A 20,559-nucleotide genomic window follows, 5' to 3' on the forward strand; every position below is an offset into this window, starting at 1 on the left:
AATGAGAATGGTAGATATCATTGCGAAAAAACGTGACGGAAAAGAATTATCTTCAGAGGAAATTTCTTTCTTTGTCAAAGGTTATACGGACGGAACAATTCCTGACTACCAAGCAAGTGCCTTGGCTATGGCAATTTTCTTCCAAGATATGACGGATCAAGAACGTGCAGACTTAACACTCGCTATGGCGAACTCAGGAGATACAATTGACCTGTCTGCCATTGACGGTATTAAAGTAGACAAGCACTCAACAGGCGGTGTAGGTGATACAACTACGCTTGTACTCGCTCCTCTTGTTGCGGCACTAGATGTACCTGTTGCGAAAATGTCTGGGCGCGGCCTTGGGCATACAGGCGGTACAGTGGACAAGCTTGAAGCGGTCAAAGGCTTCCACGTAGAAATTACAAAAGACGAATTCATCGAGCTCGTGAACCGTCATAAAGTAGCGGTCATTGGCCAATCAGGCAACCTGACACCAGCTGATAAAAAGCTGTATGCTCTTCGTGATGTGACAGGAACTGTTAACTCAATCCCGCTTATTGCAAGCTCCATTATGAGTAAGAAAATTGCTGCTGGTGCAGATGCGATTGTACTTGATGTGAAAACAGGCGCAGGTGCTTTCATGAAAACACCAGAAGACTCAGAGAAGCTTGCAAAAGCCATGGTGCGCATCGGAAACAACGTTGGCAGACAAACGATGGCGGTCATCTCTGACATGTCTCAGCCGCTAGGATTAGCGATTGGAAATTCCCTTGAAGTGAAAGAAGCGATTGATACGCTTCGAGGCGAAGGTCCTGAAGACTTAAACGAGCTTGTGCTCACATTAGGAAGTCAAATGGTCGTTCTTGCGAAAAAAGCAGACACACTTGATGAAGCAAGAGAAAAGCTGATTGAAGTGATGAAAAACGGCAAAGCACTTGAGAAATTCAAGGAATTCTTAGAAAACCAAGGTGGAGACAGCTCAATTGTGGATCAGCCTGAAAAACTGCCGCAAGCACCTTACAAAATCGAAGTACCTGCAAAAGAATCAGGTGTCGTAGCTGAAATCGTCGCGGACGAAATCGGTGTTGCAGCGATGATTCTTGGAGCAGGACGCGCAACAAAAGAGGACGATATCGACTTATCTGTCGGCATCATGCTGAACAAAAAAGTGGGCGATCGTGTTGAAAAAGGAGATTCACTTGTGACACTGTATGCGAATCGAGAAGATGTTGCAAATGTCATGGAGAAAATTTATGACAACATCCGCATCGCTGATCATGCCGATGCACCAACTTTGATCCACACGGTCATTACTGAATAAAGAAAAAGGACAAAAGTGATTCGTCGCTTTTGTCTTTTTTTATGCTCGTCATTTTCTATTGAAATAAAAAAATTCACTTTATGAAACAAACCTCTTGCAATCATCAAACAATGGGTGTATATTAATTGACGAGTCAATGATTGATATATCAAGTAATTGATTTCCGAATAGAAAAGAGGGGATGGCATTGACTGCATTTTGCTCTGAAGAGGCAGAGGTATTATATCGTTTGCAGTGCGTGAACCGTATGATGGGCGTGAAGTTCGAAGCATGCACGGGCATCAGCCAATCAAGACTTGAGTTGCTATCGCTGTTATTCCAAGCCGATGAAATCAGCCAATCAGATTTGCAGAAAAAAGTAAATATTGATAGTGCAGCTGTGACGCGTCACTTAAAACAGTTAGAAACAAAAGGAATGGTCACACGCAGAAGAAAACCAGAAGATAATCGAGTCACACTTGTTCGCTTAACAGACGAAGGCAGAACAAGAATCGAAGCTTCTAAAATAGAAAAAGAACGATTTATCTCAGAAATGCTTGAAAACGTAAGTGAAGAAGAACGAAGGCTTCTCACTGATGTGCTCATCCGTATACAACAAAACATCGAAAAGATTCAAACAACCTAAAGGAGTGTTACACATGGCTACAACATTAAAAACAAACGATTTTATGGAAATTATGAAAGGGCGCCGCTCTATTCGTAACTATGATCCATCTGTGAAAATCAGCAAAGAAGAAATGACAGAGATTTTAGAAGAAGCAACAACTGCACCATCATCAGTGAATGCACAGCCTTGGCGCTTCATGGTGATTGACAGCCCAGAAGGAAAAGAAAAGCTTGCACCACTTGCAAAATTCAACCAAACACAAGTGTCAACATCAGCAGCTGTCATTGCAGTTTTTGCAGATATGAAAAGCGATGAATACTTAGAAGAAATTTATTCAAAAGCAGTAGAGCATGGCTACATGCCGCAAGAAGTGAAAGAAAGACAAATTGCTGCATTAACTGCACACTTTGAGGTTCTTCCAGAGCAAGTGAACCGCGAAACAATTTTAATTGACGGTGGGATTGTGTCTATGCAGCTTATGCTTGCTGCACGTGCACACGGTTATGATACAAATCCAATTGGCGGATATGATAAAGAAGTCATTGCTGAAACATTTGGCTGGGATAAAGAACGTTATGTACCAGTCATGCTGCTATCAATTGGGAAAGCAGCTGACGAAGGCTATGCATCTTACCGTTTACCGGTTGATCGTATTGCTGAGTGGAAATAATATCTTTTCAAAAGGAGACGATCAAATGATTATTATTCATGCAGGGATGACCATTCATCCAGAAAAAGAAAACGTATTTTTAGAAGAAATCAACGAATTAATGAAAGCTTCACAGGCTGAAGAAGGCAATGTTTCCTACAAGCTGTTCAAGGATACAGATAAGGAAAATACCTTTTTAATGGTAGAAGTGTGGAAAGATGACGCTGCGGTTCAAAGCCATAATGCAAGTGCTCATTTCCAGGCTTTCGTAGCGAAGGCAAAAGAATTCTTAGCCGCTCCACTTGACGTGGTTGCCTTTCAAGGCCAGCAGCTTTCATAGAAAAACAACAAACACCCTAGGCGGTTATCGCCTAGGGTTCTTTTATTTTCGACATATGGTTCCACCCATTTCGTTCACGTATTGTGCATTTTCCACAAAATTTCTGAAAATAAAATGTTTTTCGACTTAACTATATTGGAATATGCTAGAATTAGATATTATTTATTACCAAAATAGGGAGGAACCAATATGAAAAAAGGGAAATGGACGAAAATTGCACTAACCGCTGTGCTAAGTTTAGGCACATTGACAGCTTTCAGCACCCCTCTATCTGCCCACACCACAGAAAAATCAACATCCTCTGACGGCGGTCATTATTCAGGTATTCCATTTGACTCAAGCGTCGTAAATGAAGACCGTCTCGTCAAAGCCTTGAAAAAACAAGGAAAGATCAAAAAGAATGCCAATGAGGCAGAAACCCAAAAAGCATTAAAGAACTATCTAAAGAAAAAAGAAGAATCGGCAATGAAACAAAGTGCCAGCACTTTAACAGAAGAGCCTGAATTCCTCAAAGAATACAAACAAGAGGTACATAACAAACTTGCCAAAAAGAAAAAGTTAAAGAAGCATAAAGGAAAAGAAGGCAATCAAGTAAAACCGGTCAAAAAGGAAAAGTATAAAGGTGACGTCCGCAATGATAAGGTATTGGTTTTATTAGTAGATTTTAAAGATTATAAGCATAATAGTATCAAAAAAGAAGAGACTGATATGTATTATGACAAGTTTGATCAACAGCATTATCAAGATATGCTTTTCGGAAAAAATGGCTACATCGGTCCAGATGGGAAACGAAAAGTATCCATGAAGCAATATTATGAAAAGCAGTCCGGCGGCAGTTACACAGTCAGTGGAACAGTTGCAGGATGGTATACAGCGAAGCATGAAGCTGCTTATTATGGCGGGAACGTACCTGACGATTCAGGCAGTGACGGCAGACCGCGCGAATTGGTAAAAGAAGCACTCGAAGCAGCAGCAAAAGATCCAAATGTTGATCTCGGCGAATATGATCAATGGGACCGCTATGATATTGATGGCGACGGTGTTTATAACGAGCCAGACGGCATCATTGACCATCTGATGGTCGTTCATGCCGGTGTAGGTGAAGAAGCAGGCGGCGGACAACTTGGCGCTGATGCGATTTGGTCACACCGCTGGTCACTTGGTGATGTATTTGAAATTCCGGATACTGAATCTGAAGTCGGACAAGGCGGGAAAATAGGCGCATTGGATTACACTATTGAGCCTGAAGATGGCGCAGCAGGTGTGTTTACACATGAATTCGGACATGATCTTGGTCTTCCTGACGAGTACGATACACAGTACACAGGCAACGGAGAGCCCGTTTCTTACTGGTCGATCATGTCAAGCGGAAGCTGGGCAGGTAAAGTGCCTGGTACGGAACCAACAGGCTTTAGCCCATATGCGAAAGAAATGCTTCAAAATCTGCATGGGGGCAACTGGCTTTCTGGACAAACCATCGATGGTAAAACATTAAAGAAAAGCAAAACCGTCTTAATTGATGAAGCAGCAACAAAAGGAACAAACCATGATGCCGTTCGAGTCGATTTACCAGATAAAGAGATTGTCGTCACGACACCTGCTCAAGGAAAATATTCGTACTTCAGCGGAACGGGTGACAATTTGAATGCAACCATGACGACAACAGGTATTGATTTGTCAAAAGGAAGCAAAGCAGAGCTGACATTTAAAGCATGGTACGATATTGAAGAAGATTATGATTATGCGTATGTCGAAGTGCGTGAATCAGGGACTGATCAATGGAAGACCATCGCGGGTAACATCACGAATGATCGAAATGAAGCAGGTGCAAACGAAGGCAATGGCATCGACGGAAAATCAGACGGCTGGGTAGATGCTAACTTTGACCTGTCTGCTTATGCAGGGAAGAAAATCGACCTGCAATTCCGTTACACAACCGATGCAGGCTATTCACTTCCAGGTTTATTCGTAGATGATCTGAACGTCAAAGCAGATGGAACGAACGTATGGTCAGATGATGCCGAGGATACATCTACTTTTACCTTTAATGGATTCTCAAAATCTAATGGAAAACAATATGCAGCACAATACTATTTACTAGAGTGGCGCTCTTATGCTGATGTCGATAAAGGCTTAAAGCATATTAAACGCGGGGCAAGTCTGATGAGCTATAATAACGGGTTGGTCGTTTGGTATGTCGATCAATCATACAGTGATAACTGGGTAGGAAAACATCCGGGGAACGGCTTCCTTGGCGTAGTAGATGCAGATCAGAAAGTATTAAAATGGAGTGACGGTTCCATTGCCGCAACAGGGTTCCAAGTACATGATGCAGCATTCTCTTTGAATCCAAGTACGAAGCTGAATATAGATTATACAGCAACAACGGGCTTAACTTTGCAAGATCGCTACATTCGCCCGGCTCGTACATTTAGTGATAAAAAGAACTATGTGAATCCAAACAACCCAGATGCAGGACGCGATGTACCGACATATGGGTTATCCTTTAAAGTCGTTGGACAAAGTAAGGATCGTTCTGTTGGAAAGGTGTTAATTTCGAAAAGTAACTAAATAGAAAGCCGGATTCTACTATTGAATCCGGCTTTTTGATATGTGAGAAAAGGAATGTGAGGGCACGATTGTTTTTTTAAATCGAATGTCTGTTCTTTTTTATTTTGATATCCGAATGAAACCATTATATAATAGAGACTGGAAGGTTTTTCTTTCAACCATGATTCTTTTTAGCTGTTAAAACAAAGGAAAGGATGAGCGTTACCAATGAGTTGTGTCACTGCCAAGCAATTAAAGGTGATTCGAGGGACGATGCAGACTTTTTGCAGCCATTTGGAGTATGATGGCCACGGTAAGCTTCATATCAATACCATCATGGCTTTTATTAAAAAGGAATTCGGCGTGAGAAAAATGAAAGACATTCCACAAAGTCGCTTTACAGAAGCGCTAGAATTAATACAAGACTTTGATTTATACACGGACAAAATAGAGATTCGTGACCGTCTATCAGAAAGGAATTAACTAAATTGAATATTTTAGCAATGATTTTAGTAGGAATTGTCGCATTAGAACACATTGTCATCATGTTATTAGAAATGTTTTTTATGGAATCAAAGATGGCGAAGCGATCTTTTAAGCTGCCAGAACACTTGCAAAAAGATCCAAATGTCAAAGTAATGTTTGCCAATCAGGGGCTTTATAACGGGTTTTTAGCTGCAGGACTCATTTGGGGGCTCATTCTTGGATCGAATACCGTTGGATATATGATTCAGCTGTTTTTCATTCTTTGTGTGCTCATCGCAGCAGTATTTGGCGGTGTAACATCCAATAAATCAATTATCATCAAACAAGGAGTACCAGCGCTGCTTGCACTCATTGCACTGATGCTGGCGATCTAACCTTAAATAAAGCCGCCTCTAGTGAGGGCGGCTTTATCTTTTTCGAAGACCCATTAAACGAATAATGGATGTTAGACAAAGGGCAACGGCAACGGCCAAAATGATTTTTCCGTACATGACCCCCGTTAGGTTCATCAAAAAGACGGCCAATATAATACAGAGCGTGATGATGATCATCACAATCGAATAGGTTTTCATTCTTTTCCACTCCTTTAAAAATCTCCTCTTGTGACGAGAGGTCTGTCAATCTTTCCTCATATTATATCACTCAATGACAATTTTACATGAAATTCCCTACCAATAGAATGTGACATATTGATTAGATTTGGAGTCATACCATATTTTTTAGAAAATCGGGTATAACATAAAGAGCTGACCTGACGAAGTCATATTGCTTGATATTTAATTGCGCAAAATATAAAATAACCACATGATAAATCGAAAGGATGATCAATATGAGTAAGAAAGTGTTATTAGTATCGACAAGCAGCCCAGAAATGAATGGACATCCAACAGGCTTATGGCTAGAAGAGTTAGCAGAGCCATTTCATATTTTTAAAGAAAATGAACTAGAAGTACAAATTGTCTCCATTCTAGGTGGCACTGTACCAATTGACAAAAATTCAATTCCTGAAGGTGTCCCAGCGCAATATCAAGATGTGTATGAACTACTTCAAGATACAAAGGCGCTTACAGATGTGAATCCAGCTGATTATGACGGCATTTTCTTTGCTGGGGGACACGGCCCTATGATCGACTTTGCGTCTAATCAATTGGTAGCGGATGCGATCTTAGCGGTTTCAGATAAAAATGGTGCGATCGGAGCCGTTTGTCATGGTGTTTCAGCATTCGTTGATGTGAAGGACGAAAATGGCAAATCATTTATCGAAGGCAAAAAAATCACAGGCTTCACCAACGAAGAAGAGGAAGCCGTGCAGCTGACATCAAAGGTTCCATTTTTATTGGAAACAAAACTTCGTGAGCAGGGGGCAGCGTTTGAAAAAGGCGATGCTTTTGCGCCATTTGCTGTCGTTGACGGACAAATCATTACTGGACAAAACCCAGGATCAAGTGCAGAAACAGCAGGTTTGTTTGTCAAAACCATTGCATAAAACGATCAAAAACCAGCCGTTACTCATGCGGCTGGTTTTTTGTTATAAAAATGTCCCAAAAAAGACCAAAACAATGAATGGAATAATGGTAAAATTATCACAGGTTAAAAAACCCAAATGAAGAAAAGGGGATGTTCCTGTGAGAGCATTTTATGTCAAAATCACTGCAGCTTTACTGTCTGTTTTACTCGTTGCAACAGGTTTGTTTTCACCAGCATTAAAAGCAGAAGAAGCACCAAAATCAAGTGGGAAACGATCACCACTGACAGAAAAAGCGATTCAGCAAGTGCAAGAGTCGTTTTTGAAGCAGGATGAAGGAACCGCTATCCAACAGAAGCAAGTGAAAAAATCATTTAAAGTGAATAAGAAGAAAGGAATCAGTATCAAACGAAAAGCTGCTAAAGATGGTAAAATGCGCACGTCTGCCGTTCGCTCCATTGATGGACTAGCCATAAATCAATCGGCTGTCTTAACAGAGGACGACCCAGTTGATCTATGGTTTTTAAGCACATCTTCACCTCAGGCACTCATCAGCCGGATTACCTCTTCAAACCCTGATTATTTCGTTCAATTGTTTGTTGTTGATTATGAAACAGGACAAGCCTATCCAACGGATCTTATTCAACCGGCAGGCAGTCTGCTTGCGTTAAGCAATTTACCAGCGGGTGATTATGCGTTTGGTATTACCAGCGGTGGAGAATTTGGAGACTCATATACATTACAGGTGAATGCAAAAAACCCACCAAATTTCACAGGTGCTGAATCCCTGTCATCAACATTGCAATACTTTGTCGCTACGTATGCCAATGGGGATGTTTTCGCAAACGGTACAAAAGTGTATAACAAACAATCTAAGACCGCTGATTATAAATGGGAGCGTGTGTTTTACTTCTCATATGATGGAAAATATGAACAGAGAACTCATTCTGTTGAAAGTGTGAAGGTGAAAAGTATTTCAGCACCAGTGTCGTACTCTGCTCCATACGCAAGTTCCTCAGAGGCCATTCTCGTCTACTTAGATGTGGAGACATTGTTTATGTACCATCAATCGTCTTATGCAAGCGGGCAATATTACCATGATACCTTTGTAGATACACTCGGGAAGACAACACCAAGACGCTTAGATATTGATGATATGACAAATTACGGTGATCATATTTTAGCTGTAGATTTAAAAACAGGAAAGCCGATTGATTTCTTCAGCGTGCTGAATTTCTACTATGCTGCAGGGATCGAGAAGCTGCCAACAATCAGAACGTTGAATTAAGAAAGGCGGTTGACATCAAATCGCCACATGTGTAGAGTAAAGATAATTAAATGACAAAAGTCCACTAGGGGAGTCATGTATGACTGAGACAAGAGAAAATCTTGGACCCTTTGAACCTGATCTAGTTCGTACTAGCGGAGGGAAGTGGAGCTGGACCTTGTCTTATTCATGATTGAATCGATAAGAAGGCCGCTCCATTTGGGGTGGCTTTTTCATTTATTCAACTGAAAAAGAGGAGGCTTTTTTTATGACATTTTCTACGCAATTAAGGAAAGAAGCAGATTCGTTATTTGAAGCTATTTATCAGCATCCGTTCGTCAGAGGCCTGGCAGCAGGAAAGCTGGAAAAGGAACAGATCATTCATTATGTCAAACAGGATGCAGAATACTTACAAGCATTCATTAAAATTTATGCAGCAGCGCTCAGCAGATGTACAGGCAGAGAGGATATTGCGTTTTTTCATCAGCAGATTGCGTTTGTACTAGATAGTGAAACGCACCCTCATCAAAACCTTTGCCGAGTGGCAGGAGTAGCATATGATGAGCTTCAAGGTGCTTCTTTGGCTCCGAGTGCTCATCACTATATTCATCACATGCTGCAAGTCGCACAGGAAGGTACACTTGGTGAAATCATCGCTGTCCTCCTTCCATGTCCTTGGACATATTGGGAAATAGGGAAACGAATGCTCACAGATGTGCAGCCAGACCCGTCACATCCGTTTTATGAGTGGATCACGTTTTATGGAGGATTAACCGATTCTGTCACAGGTGAGCTTTGCAAGCGGCTCGATCAATTGGCGGAAGCAGCAAGTGAGAAGGAAAAGGAAAAAATGAAACAGCATTTTATCTTAAGCTGCCAGCTCGAGTACAAGTTTTGGGAAATGGCCTTTACTGTTGAAGAGTGGCCAGTTCAACTGGAGGTGCATTCATCATGACATGGAAGATGAAAGAAGTCGTCCTTGCCGTGATTTTATCCGTTGCGTGCGGTGTGATCTATTTAGGGTGGTCCACACTTTACTTACCAATTACAGCACTTGTGGGCCCAGCAGGAGGCAATATCATGTTTGGAATATGGGTCATTGCCAGTCCAATCGTTGCGTATATCATTCAAAAGCCGGGGGCTGCTCTGATTGCGGAAACAGCTGCCGCGGCTGTGGAATTATTGACAGGCAGCCACTTCGGACTTTCAGCTCTGCTGATTGGTGTATGCCAAGGGCTTGGGGCAGAAATCGCCTTCGCTCTTTTTGGGTATAAACGATACCGCATGTGGACACTGATGCTGTCTGGTGCCTTTGCCGCTATCGGAGCGATGGCGTACAGTCTCGTGGCAAATGGCTTTAGTTATTACACACCTCAAGTTTTACTTATGACCCTTGTGACTCAAATTATTAGCGGAATGATACTTGGCGGCTGCCTTGCGAAAGTGGTGGTGGACGCACTATCCAAAACAGGTGTACTGAATCAATATGCCATCATGAAAGAAAAACGAAACAAAGGTGAACAGCATGAATTCATTTCTCGCGTGCAATGATCTGACTGTCCGTTTTTATGAACAGCCTAAGCCTATTTTAAATCAAGTCTCCCTGACGATTCAAAAAGGGGAAAAGGTGCTTATTTTAGGGCCGAGCGGAAGCGGGAAATCCACGCTCATTTCGGTTCTGGCTGGAATCATTCCAGAGCATGTGGAAGCAGACATGCAGGGTGAAGTGGTATTACAAAGACATACAGGCGTCATGTTTCAAGATCCAGACTCTCAGTTTTGTATGCACCGCGTCAATGAAGAAATTGCCTTTAGCTTAGAGAACCGTTCCGTCCCTCGTGAAGAGATGGATGATATCATTCAGCAGCTCATGCAAAAAGTCCAACTGAATGTTGATCCGCATACAGAGATTCACACTTTATCTGGCGGCATGAAGCAGCGATTGGCACTTGCCTGTTTACTAGCATTACAGCCGGATGTTCTATTCTTTGATGAACCAACCGCACAGCTTGACCCAGCAGGTAGATTGGACATATTTCAACTGTTGCAGCAGCTTGCAGCCGATCAGCAGCAAACCATGATTTTTGTAGAGCATGTACTTGACGGAGTCATCGAATGGATGGATCGGGTGATTTTATTAGATGACCAAGGTAGCATTTTAGCAGATGGAGCTCCAAAAAATGTGCTCGTAACATATGAGAAAGAAATGAAAGAGGCAGGAATTTGGCGGCCAAAATTATTTCCCGAGAAATGGTCCACGATTATTCAAGATCCATTTCATCCACTGAGTCAAACCTTTATGCAAACCTATGAAGCAAGAAAAGCGCAGCATGAAAAAGTGGCATCATTCGAACGAGAGACAATGATTCGTACAGAAAATCTTCAATTAAGCTACGGGAAAAAAAGGATTATGAGTAATCTTCAGCTTGATATCAAAGCAGGAGATTGGGTGGCGATTATTGGAGAAAATGGGAGCGGAAAAAGTACGTTTCTCAAACATTTGATCCGCTTAGAGCCAGCTAAAAAAGGTCATATTTTCTTAAAAGAAACAGACCTTAAAAAATGGTCTGACCGACTACTCTATGAAAAAGCAGGCTTTGTGTTTCAAAATCCGGAGCTTCAATTTATACAAGACACAGTATTCGATGAAATTGCATTTGGCGGCAGACAGCGAAACTGGCCAGAATCAGTAGTACAAGAAAAAACGGTTCAGCTGCTGAAAGAGTTCGGTTTAGAGAAGCATGCAAAAGCACATCCCTTCACCTTAAGTTTAGGGCAAAAAAGAAGATTGAGTGTTGCCACGATGCTCCTTTTTGATCAAGATGTATTGCTGTTAGATGAACCGACTTTCGGGCAGGATGAAAAAACAGCGAAGGAATTAATGAGACGTTTAAAAGAGCGTCAGCGCCAAGGCACAACTATTGTGATGGTCACACATGATATGGAGCTTGTCGATGAGTGTGCCGATCAAGTGCTTCTTTTTCATCAAGGGAAGCATGTGTATGATGGCACCCCTTATGATTTATTTTCAAATCAGGAACTTGTCGATGCTTATCAGCTGAGAGCTCCTTTACATTATCGCTATGTGGCAGAAAGAAAGGACGTGCTGACGATTGCAAAGTAATCATTCCTTTCTTTCTACTGTGAATCCAGTCATGAAATTACTCGCTCACCTGCTTGCGCTGGGCTGCCTCATGGCGATATCTGATCCTAAAACAACCTTTATCATCTGGCTGTTTGCTCTTGGCATTGGACTTGTTTTAGGTGGATGGAATATGAAGTATCTCATCACAAGGCTTGTCCCTTATCTGCTCTTTTTTATTCTCGTCTTTTGGATGATGGCGGCCTTCGGCAAGGGGGATCATACTGTTTGGAAGTGGGCGTGGTTTCATATCACGGAGGAGAGTTTAAGAAATGGTCTCACCATCGCTTTCAGAATGCTTGGATTTGTAACATTTGGCCTCCTTTTTACGTCCACAACAGATTTGACGGCATTTATGATGAGTTTGATTCATCAATGCCGAATGTCTCCAAAATGGGCGTATGGAATGCTTGCCGGCTTCCGGTTTATTCCGTTATTTCAAAGTGAATTAAAACAAATGAAAGCTGCACATAAAATCAGAGGCTACAAGCAAAAAAACAGCTGGAAAGCGTTTATGCGTTATGCATTGCCCCTTTTTACGCAAGGCGTACGAAAATCAGAACGCTTAGCGATTGCAATGGAAGCCAGGGGCTTCACAGGGACGAGAGAGCGAACGTATTATCATATCATCAGCACCTCATGGATTGACTATATGTATCTTTTTCTCATCGGTATTAGTGTCTTCATGTGCATTTACTTTGTTTAAAAAACACCCACATTCTCTTGATAGAATGTGGGCTTTTTATATGTCTTAGGTCATTAGATTGATATTAGTGCACATTACAGGCTGTAATAGATCATATAACGAACCGATAAAGAAGGTGTACTGAGAAAAAGAGAGGATGAACGTAAGCGAATGTCACAGAGAATTGATAACATAATAGACGCTTTACCAATCATTGGACTTGCTATGAGAGAACAGCTAACCTTTTCTGTTTTAGGGAAAGAGAAGGTTCTTTATTATCAGCAGCATGGGAATATTGATTTAGGATTTAAAGCTGGTGATACAGTAGATGCTGGATTCCAAAACTTTGCGATGCTGAAAAATGGGAGAGAACCATCGTTTATCCAAATTCCGAAAGAAGTATACGGGATTCCAATGGATATCGTAGCCGTTCCAATTACTGATGAATCAGGTCAAGTGGTTGCTGCCTTCTGTGTGGCCTATGACCAAACCAATCAACAACGATTAGAGCACATCATGACGGAGAGCAACGAAGCTTCCGAAAAACTAGTCGCAATGGTACAGCAGGTTGCCGCACATTCAGAGGAACTACAAGCGACAAGTGAACAAATTCTTCAAAATACGAAAACCACTGTCGAAAATTCCTCTAAAATCAATCAAGTGTCTAATCTCATTAAAGGTATCTCTGATCAAACGAACTTACTTGGACTTAACGCATCAATAGAAGCAGCAAGAGTAGGAGAAGCAGGAGCAGGCTTTGGAGTGGTCGCAACAGAAGTGAGAAAGCTGTCAACTCATGCGAAACAGGCGACGACTGACATTGAAACAGCCCTAAAAGATGTGCAGGGCTCAATCAAAGGAATGGAAGAAGAAATTGCGCAAATTGTCGCTTCCTCTGAGCATCAGGCAGAACTTGTAGGCACTTTTACAAAAATTATTGAAGGCCTTCACGAAACAAACGAAACGATGAAAGCATTAGCAAACGACTTAGTAAACTATCAAGTGAAATAAAAGAACGACAAAACCTCCAGCTGAATTGGAGGTTTTTTTATCATTTCAAGGTGAGAAACTTGTTAGGATTATGACCGTTTTATCGCTGACAGGCAGGATACACTTCTGTATGATAGAAAAAGAGAGACTAGTTTTGTCATTAGACCTATTCATAAGGAGGAAGATCATCGTGACACAATCAGCGAAGCTGCAAGAAATACTTGCACCCTACCGTCCGTTGTTAGATGAAACGGAAAAACCAATGATACGATTGCAGATGAAACAAGGAAAAACAGGACCATACGACAGCAAAATAGCTGGTGATCCTTACTTCCCCAAAAATGACGAATATCCTGTTGACGGCGAAGGACATCCTATGAAACTTTTGGCACAAATTAATTTCGGCCAGCTGCCAAAGTTGAAGGATTATCCAGAAACAGGGATTTTGCAAGTCTTTATTTCTGTGCATGATGATCTTTATGGAATGAATATTGACCATAAAACAGAGCAAAAAGATTTTCGAATTAAATTTATTGAGGAACCTTTCTTGGCAGAAGAAGAGTTATTGACTGATTTTTCTTTTGTGAAAATTCCAGACGATTTTTATTTTCCTGTAACGAAGGAAGGCGCAATTACAGGTGAATTAGCAAGCGAAACGATCAGTGTAGGAGATTTCCGCTTTGAAAAAGTCACAGGAAAAAACAGCTGGGACCTATTCGAAGATGCAGATGGCGTTAATGGCGATGAAGCAGATGCCCTGCTGGATGAATTTTATGAAACAGCGAGTGGCTTTGGTCACAAATTGGGCGGGTACCCAGGGTTTACACAAGAAGACCCGCGTACCTATGTAGATCAAGAACATACCGTTTTGTTATTACAAATTGACTCAGATGACGAAGTAGATTTGATGTGGGGAGATTGTGGTATTGCCAACTTCTTTATCAAACCAGAAGACCTCAAACGAAAAAATTTCGAGAATGTCGTCTATAATTGGGATTGCTCCTGATTTTGTAAAAAACACTCTTTATAGAGTGTTTTTTTGTGTATGTTTTTAGACTTTTTTGCCTCTATTTCGTCATTTTTGAGAGGTAATTTGTCATTCTTTCTAGTTGACCGGATCAAAAAAAAATGTAAAATCATCTTAAAGTCCTCTTTTTTGAAAATAATAATAACAAGACATATGAATCAACGATAAAATGCTCGGAAAAGTGGAATGTACTGGGGGGTATCAATTGATTATTTCGAAAGTAATTAATAATAATGTTGTCAGTGCATATGATGACGAGCAGCATGAGCTGGTCATTATGGGCAGAGGGATCGCGTTTCAAAAGAAAAGCGGGGACCCGATTGACGAAGAACGAATCGAGAAGGTATTTTCTATTCAAAATAAAGATATATCAGAAAAATTCAAAACCCTGCTTTATGATATTCCAATCGAGTATATGCAAGTGTGTGAGGCGATTATTGAGCATGCGAGAACAACCCTTAACAAAAATCTAAATGACAGCATCTATGTGACGCTGACGGATCATATCACCTTTGCCATAGAACGTCATCAAAAAGGAATGGACATCAAAAATGCCTTGCTTTGGGAAATCAAACGGCTGTATAAAGAAGAGTTCAGATGTGGTTTAGAAGCTATTCGGATCATTGAGGACAAGCTGAGCATCCATCTTCCTGAGGATGAAGCCGGCTTTATTGCCATGCATATTGTCAATGCAGAGCTCAATGAGGAAATGCCAAATGTTATTCAAATCACCAAACTCATTCAAGATATTTTAAACATTGTTAAGTATCACTTTCAAATTGATTTGGACGAGGAATCATTAAATTATTTCCGTTTTGTCACGCATTTGAAGTTTTTTGGGCAGCGTCTGTTTAACGAAACAAAAATGGAAAATCAAAATGAGTTTCTGTATGAAGTGGTAAAAGAGAAAAACACTGCAGCTTTTCAATGCGCAGAAAAAATTAACGAGTATGTTCAAAAAGAATACAACCGAAGTCTCATAGAAGATGAAATGCTATATTTAACTTTGCATATAGACAGAGTAATAAAAAGAAAATAAATTCAAAAAGAAAGCGTTGACATCACAAAATTAACATGATAATTTATAACTATAAACTAAATAACCCACAATCTTTTAGGATTGTTACTGGTCAAGCAGGCAAAACCTAAATCATTGTCCCTATCTTTGATAAGGCATGATTTAGGTTTTTTTATATCTAAAGACTTATAAAAATTAAATAACGATCAATCGTTATGAAGGATTGTTACTGGTTAAGCAGGCAAAACCTAAATATCGATTAATGTCTGAATCGCTATTTCTCGGACATTAATGGATGTTTAGGTTTTTTCTATATCAAGATGAAATCGACGATTGGAGGGTAACACAATGAACCACAAACAAACAGCAAAAGAAGTGCTAGAACTTGTCGGCGGTGAAAAAAATGTTAAGCAAGTTACACATTGTATGACAAGACTTCGCTTCAACTTATACGATGAAAGCAAGGCAGATAAAGAAAAGCTGCAATCAACAGACGGCGTCATGGGCGTGAATCAAAGCGGAGGTCAATATCATGTCATTATCGGCAATGATGTCTCAAATGTCTATCAAGCGATGATTGCTGACTCTGGCCTATCAGCAGATGTAAAATCAGGCGGTACAGAAGAATCGTCAAAACAAAATGTGATATCAAAGCTATTCGATTTTATCTCTGGTGTCTTCACGCCGATTCTTCCAGCGATCGCTGGAGCTGGTATGATCAAAGGAATATTGGCACTACTGCTCACATTCCAGTGGATATCAGATAAAAGCAGTACGTATATAATTTTAACAGCCATCGGAGACGGAGCCTTTTACTTCTTACCGATTTTACTAGCTGTAAGCGTAGCCAAAAAAATTGGCACAAATCAGTATATCGCAGCTGCCATTGCAGCAGCAGCACTGCATCCGCAGTTAACCGCTTTACTGGGCGCAGGAAATACAGAATTTCTCGGCTTGCCAGTGGTTGCCGTTGTGTACTCTTCATCAGTGATTCCAATTCTACTCACTATCTGGCTCGGCTCATATGTTGAAAGATTCGCAGAAAAATATAGTCCGAAATCATTAAAGATCATCCTTGTTCCAACGGTCACACTTCTTGTCGTTGTACCAATTATGCTCATCGCGGTTGGACCGCTTGGTGGAATTATCGGAAATGGCCTTTCAGGTGGAATTGATTTATTGTTTAAACATGCAGGTATTTTGGCCGGACTCTTGATCGGCGGATTCATGTCACCATTGATCATTACGGGCATGCACTATGCACTGCTTCCAATCATGATCAACAACATTACGTTAAACGGTTTTGACTACATTCTTCCAATGATGTTTGTAGCGAATATGGCACAAGCAGGCGCAGCATTCGGTGTCTTCTTAAGATCAAAAAACAAAACATTCAAATCATTGGCGATGTCTACAAGTATTACAGCTTTAATGGGTATTACTGAACCTGCTATGTATGGTGTGAACATGCGATTGAAAAAACCGTTCTTTGCAGCGCTCATTGGTGCAGCAGCAGGCGGCGTGTTCATGTCGATCTTCAAAGTAAAATCATATGTGGTGTCTGGGTCAGCAGGTATTCCAGGTCTCCCAACATTCATTGGACCAACATTTGTCTACTCTATCATAGGCTTAGTGATCGGTTTTGTCGTAGCAACGATCATGACACTTGTTCTAGGATTCAAAGATGTACCAGTAAAAGATGATAAAAAAGCAGACAAATCAGAAGAAAAAAAAGACACAGAAGCGCTTCAAAATGAAGTGGTACAAAGCCCGCTTGAAGGTCAACTAAAGCCGCTCAATCAAGTAAATGATGCAACATTCTCTAATGAAATCATGGGTAAAGGTGCAGCCATTGTACCAACTGTTGGACGAGTTGTTGCACCGTTCAACGGCAAGGTTGAAACCATTTTTCACACAAAACATGCCATTGGCTTGAAGAGCGACCAAGGCACAGACCTTCTTATTCATGTCGGGATTGACACGGTAAAACTTGACGGAAAGTATTTCACAAGTCATGTGCAGTCCGGTGATCTTGTACAAGCAGGGGATGTGCTGGTTGAATTTGATATCAAGGGTATTCAGAAAGAAGGCTATGATGTGACCACACCTGTTATTGTTACCAACACGAATGATTATGCTCAAGTTGATGCGAAAACAGATGGAGCGATTACAGGGAAAGAGACACTGCTTACAGTCAGTGTAGAAGATAAAGAGGAGGGTATTCAACATGAACAAGTTAGAAAAAACATTTCCTAAAGGTTTCTTATGGGGCGGCGCTGTTGCAGCCAACCAAATTGAAGGCGCATATAATAAAGATGGAAAAGGCTTATCGACAGCTGATGTATCGCCAAATGGTATTATGCACCCATTCGATGAATCAATGAAAGACCTTAACTTATATCATGATGCCATCGATTTCTACCATCGCTATAAAGAAGATATTGCACTCTTTGCAGAAATGGGATTCAAGTGCTTCAGATTATCCATTTCTTGGCCGCGTATTTTCCCAAATGGCGACGATGCGGAACCGAATGAAGCAGGCCTCGCTTTTTATGAAAAAGTATTTGATGAACTGCATAAGCATGGAATTGAGCCAGTTGTCACCATCTCTCACTATGAAATGCCGCTCGCACTTGTGAAAAACTACGGCGGATGGAGAAACCGTAAGCTTGTGGATCTTTATGAAACATACGCTAAAACATTGTTTACTCGCTTTAAAGATAAAGTGAAATATTGGATGACCTTCAATGAAATCAATGTTGTATTACATGCGCCTTTCACTGGCGGCGGACTTGTATTTGAAGAGGGTGATGACGAGAAAAGCATTCAATATCAAGCAGCGCATCACCAATTTGTTGCAAGTGCTTTAGCTGTCAAAGCAGGACACGAAATCATTCCTGATGCGAAAATCGGCTGTATGATTGCAGCAATGACAACTTATCCGTACAGCTCAAGACCTGAAGATATGTTTGCTGCAATTGAGCAAGATCGTAAAACATTGTTCTTCTCAGATGTACAGGCAAGAGGCTATTACCCAGGTTACATGAAACGTTATTTCCTTGAAAATGACATCAACATTGAGTTCCAAGACGGGGACGAAGACATTTTAAGAAACCATACAGTTGACTATATTGGCTTCAGTTATTATATGAGTTTTGTGACGAGTACAGATCCAAAGGTCCTTGAACAAGTGACTGGTGGTAACTTATTTGAAGGTGTGAAGAACCCATATCTGGAAGCAAGTGATTGGGGCTGGCAAATTGATCCGAAAGGACTTCGTACAACACTGAATCAGCTGTATGACCGCTATCAAAAACCATTGTTTATCGTAGAAAATGGATTGGGTGCTGTCGATCAAGTAGAAGAAGACGGATCAATTCAAGACGATTACCGAATTGATTACCTCAGAAGCCATTTGCTAGAGGCGAGAGAAGCCATCGCAGACGGAGTAGACCTGATCGGTTATACAAGCTGGGGCCCAATTGATCTTGTCAGCGCATCAACGGCTGAAATGAAAAAACGCTACGGCTTCATTTATGTTGACCGTGATAATGAAGGAAACGGTACATTAGATAGAAAGAAAAAGAAAAGCTTCGATTGGTATAAACAAGTGATTGCGACAAATGGTGAACATTTGGATGCATAAAAGAAAAAGACAAACCGCTCATACTGCGGTTTGTCTTTTTTTCGTCTCTGAGGGACTACGCAGTCCACACTTGATCAGCAATCTCAATCACATGACGCAGCTTTTCCCATTGCTGCTCTTCTGTTAACAGGTTGCCTTCCTCTGTTGAGGCGAATCCGCATTGTGGACTCAAACAAATTTGGTTAATATCCACATATTGAGCCGCTTCCTCAATGCGTTTTTTAATCTGTTCAACTGGCTCAAGCTCTCCGTATTTTGAAGTGACAAGGCCTAGTACGATTTGAAGGTTTGGGTTCTTCACATATCGAAGAGGCTCAAATCCGCCAGAACGATCGTCGTCGAATTCTAAAAAGAGACCATCAAGATCTAAGCCGGCGAAAATTGTTTCTGCCGCTGCTTCGTAACCACCTTCAGCTGCCCATGTCGATTTAAAGTTACCGCGGCAAATGTGCATAGTAATCACCAAATCCTCTGGGCGATCAGCAACAGCTTCATTGATTGTTTTCGCAAACGACTCACGAAGTTCATCTTCTTCACGGCCAAAGGCTTTGATTTGTTCGTGGCCTTTTTCAGAAAAGAACACCGCCCATGCCGTATCATCCAGTTGCAAGTAGCGGCAGCCTGCATCATAAAAAGCACGGATGGCTTTCTTATACGCCTGTGCCACATCATGGTGGAATTCCTCTAAGCTGTCATACACTCCTTCTTCAAGCCTTCCACGGAAAAAGAGCATATTCGGACTTGGAATCGTCATTTTAGCCGTATGATCACCAGCGATGCTGTGAAGGAAACGATAATCCTCCAGCATTGGATGATCTGAAAAATCGATCTTGCCTGTTACCTTGATCCCTCTTGCTTTTGTCGTCGTGTTATGGAATTGAATGCCCTGATCTGCTTCAAATCCTTCAACCCCATCGAGTCCTTCCAGAAAGTCAAAATGCCACCATGCACGTCTGAACTCACCATCTGTGACAACCTCTAACCCAATTTCTTTTTGCTTCTCTACAATACGTGTAATTTCTTCGTTTTCAATTTGTCGGAGCTGCTCTGCTGTCAGCGTACCTTCTGCCTTTTGCTTGCGTGCTTCCTTGATGCGTTCTGAACGAAGTAAGCTTCCTACTTGATCTGCGCGGAATGGCGGTTTCGTTGTTTTCTTTCCAATGGTTTGTACTTGTGTCATGCTGAATCCCTTCTTTCTTCAGGTTAAAAAATCAAATAAAAAAGCTCTTCCTTGGATAAGGAAGAGCATCATATACTGTGAGAACTCTGCCTTATCTTCAAACAAGCATCTGCTTGCTTAAGGAATTAGCACCATTCTGTTCCTAGGAACAGCGGTTGCCGGGTTTCACAGGGCCAGTCCCTCCACCACTCTTAATAAGGTTAC

19 protein-coding genes, 1 pseudogene and 2 riboswitches are annotated in these 20,559 nt (G+C 41.3%); of the genes and pseudogenes, 18 read left to right on the forward strand and 2 right to left on the reverse strand.

Annotation, left to right across the window (positions count from 1 at the left end; all coding sequences use genetic code 11):
* Position 1 precedes the first annotated feature (1 nt).
* The 7 genes and pseudogenes from V6Z54_RS08150 (at position 2) to V6Z54_RS08180 (ending at position 6,309) form a co-directional block, all read left to right on the forward strand.
* Positions 2–1,303, forward strand: coding sequence for a pyrimidine-nucleoside phosphorylase (locus V6Z54_RS08150; RefSeq protein ID WP_338527910.1), 1,302 nt, complete (start codon positions 2–4; stop codon positions 1,301–1,303).
* Between the two features lie 140 nt (positions 1,304–1,443).
* A pseudogene (locus tag V6Z54_RS08155) lies at positions 1,444–1,928 on the forward strand (MarR family transcriptional regulator).
* A gap of 13 nt (positions 1,929–1,941) precedes the next feature.
* Positions 1,942–2,580 (forward strand): nitroreductase family protein, encoded by a 639-nt coding sequence (locus tag V6Z54_RS08160; protein ID WP_039182629.1) that lies wholly within the window; start codon positions 1,942–1,944, stop codon positions 2,578–2,580.
* A gap of 25 nt (positions 2,581–2,605) precedes the next feature.
* On the forward strand, positions 2,606–2,899 hold the full coding sequence (locus V6Z54_RS08165) for a putative quinol monooxygenase (protein ID WP_039182626.1): 294 nt from the start codon (positions 2,606–2,608) through the stop codon (positions 2,897–2,899).
* Between the two features lie 189 nt (positions 2,900–3,088).
* Complete coding sequence (locus V6Z54_RS08170; protein ID WP_041087527.1) at positions 3,089–5,470, forward strand: immune inhibitor A domain-containing protein; 2,382 nt, start codon at positions 3,089–3,091, stop codon at positions 5,468–5,470.
* A gap of 207 nt (positions 5,471–5,677) precedes the next feature.
* Positions 5,678–5,932 carry an ORF6C domain-containing protein gene (locus tag V6Z54_RS08175; RefSeq protein WP_012011773.1) on the forward strand — a complete coding sequence of 85 codons (255 nt, stop codon included), beginning with the start codon at positions 5,678–5,680 and terminating at the stop codon, positions 5,930–5,932.
* A gap of 5 nt (positions 5,933–5,937) precedes the next feature.
* The gene (locus V6Z54_RS08180) at positions 5,938–6,309 is read left to right on the forward strand and encodes a DUF1304 domain-containing protein (protein WP_024423930.1); all 372 of its coding nucleotides are present in this window, start codon (positions 5,938–5,940) and stop codon (positions 6,307–6,309) included.
* A 33-nt stretch (positions 6,310–6,342) separates the two neighbouring features.
* Here V6Z54_RS08180 and V6Z54_RS08185 read toward each other — a convergent pair whose 3' ends face one another.
* Positions 6,343–6,507 (reverse strand): hypothetical protein, encoded by a 165-nt coding sequence (locus V6Z54_RS08185; protein WP_003214630.1) that lies wholly within the window; start codon positions 6,505–6,507, stop codon positions 6,343–6,345.
* Between the two features lie 257 nt (positions 6,508–6,764).
* Between V6Z54_RS08185 and V6Z54_RS08190 the strand changes: the two genes are divergently transcribed.
* The 11 genes from V6Z54_RS08190 (at position 6,765) to V6Z54_RS08240 (ending at position 19,175) form a co-directional block, all read left to right on the forward strand.
* Positions 6,765–7,421: a type 1 glutamine amidotransferase domain-containing protein gene (locus tag V6Z54_RS08190; protein WP_338527911.1), complete on the forward strand. Its 657-nt coding sequence runs from the start codon at positions 6,765–6,767 to the stop codon at positions 7,419–7,421.
* Positions 7,422–7,560: 139 nt separating this feature from the next.
* On the forward strand, positions 7,561–8,688 hold the full coding sequence (locus tag V6Z54_RS08195; RefSeq protein ID WP_041087534.1) for a hypothetical protein: 1,128 nt from the start codon (positions 7,561–7,563) through the stop codon (positions 8,686–8,688).
* Between the two features lie 56 nt (positions 8,689–8,744).
* Positions 8,745–8,848: riboswitch (TPP riboswitch) on the forward strand.
* An 87-nt stretch (positions 8,849–8,935) separates the two neighbouring features.
* Entirely contained in the window at positions 8,936–9,622 is a 687-nt protein-coding gene (gene tenA, locus V6Z54_RS08200) for a thiaminase II (protein ID WP_041087536.1), read from the forward strand.
* Positions 9,619–10,218, forward strand: a complete 600-nt coding sequence (locus tag V6Z54_RS08205) for an ECF transporter S component (RefSeq protein ID WP_075612165.1) — start codon at positions 9,619–9,621, stop codon at positions 10,216–10,218. Before tenA ends, V6Z54_RS08205 begins: the two co-directional genes overlap by 4 nt.
* Positions 10,193–11,791, forward strand: a complete 1,599-nt coding sequence (locus V6Z54_RS08210; protein WP_338527912.1) for an energy-coupling factor transporter ATPase — start codon at positions 10,193–10,195, stop codon at positions 11,789–11,791. Before V6Z54_RS08205 ends, V6Z54_RS08210 begins: the two co-directional genes overlap by 26 nt.
* The gene (locus V6Z54_RS08215) at positions 11,781–12,515 is read left to right on the forward strand and encodes an energy-coupling factor transporter transmembrane component T (protein ID WP_338527913.1); all 735 of its coding nucleotides are present in this window, start codon (positions 11,781–11,783) and stop codon (positions 12,513–12,515) included. The genes V6Z54_RS08210 and V6Z54_RS08215 overlap by 11 nt, the downstream gene beginning before the upstream one ends.
* A gap of 150 nt (positions 12,516–12,665) precedes the next feature.
* Positions 12,666–13,505, forward strand: a complete 840-nt coding sequence (locus tag V6Z54_RS08220) for a methyl-accepting chemotaxis protein (protein WP_075612162.1) — start codon at positions 12,666–12,668, stop codon at positions 13,503–13,505.
* A 169-nt stretch (positions 13,506–13,674) separates the two neighbouring features.
* Positions 13,675–14,490: a YwqG family protein gene (locus V6Z54_RS08225; protein ID WP_269102877.1), complete on the forward strand. Its 816-nt coding sequence runs from the start codon at positions 13,675–13,677 to the stop codon at positions 14,488–14,490.
* Positions 14,491–14,716: 226 nt separating this feature from the next.
* Positions 14,717–15,550, forward strand: a complete 834-nt coding sequence (locus V6Z54_RS08230) for a PRD domain-containing protein (RefSeq protein ID WP_338527914.1) — start codon at positions 14,717–14,719, stop codon at positions 15,548–15,550.
* Between the two features lie 327 nt (positions 15,551–15,877).
* Positions 15,878–17,785, forward strand: a complete 1,908-nt coding sequence (locus tag V6Z54_RS08235) for a beta-glucoside-specific PTS transporter subunit IIABC (protein WP_338527915.1) — start codon at positions 15,878–15,880, stop codon at positions 17,783–17,785.
* Complete coding sequence (locus V6Z54_RS08240) at positions 17,757–19,175, forward strand: glycoside hydrolase family 1 protein (protein ID WP_041087552.1); 1,419 nt, start codon at positions 17,757–17,759, stop codon at positions 19,173–19,175. Before V6Z54_RS08235 ends, V6Z54_RS08240 begins: the two co-directional genes overlap by 29 nt.
* A gap of 55 nt (positions 19,176–19,230) precedes the next feature.
* Here V6Z54_RS08240 and V6Z54_RS08245 read toward each other — a convergent pair whose 3' ends face one another.
* Positions 19,231–20,355, reverse strand: coding sequence for a 5-methyltetrahydropteroyltriglutamate--homocysteine S-methyltransferase (locus tag V6Z54_RS08245; protein ID WP_073978793.1), 1,125 nt, complete (start codon positions 20,353–20,355; stop codon positions 19,231–19,233).
* A gap of 88 nt (positions 20,356–20,443) precedes the next feature.
* Positions 20,444–20,556, reverse strand: a riboswitch (SAM riboswitch).
* Between the last annotated feature and the right edge of the window lie 3 nt (positions 20,557–20,559).

Origin of the sequence: Bacillus sp. MAG717A, from assembly GCF_036884855.1 — a bacterium.
Classification (GTDB): domain Bacteria; phylum Bacillota; class Bacilli; order Bacillales; family Bacillaceae; genus Bacillus; species Bacillus safensis.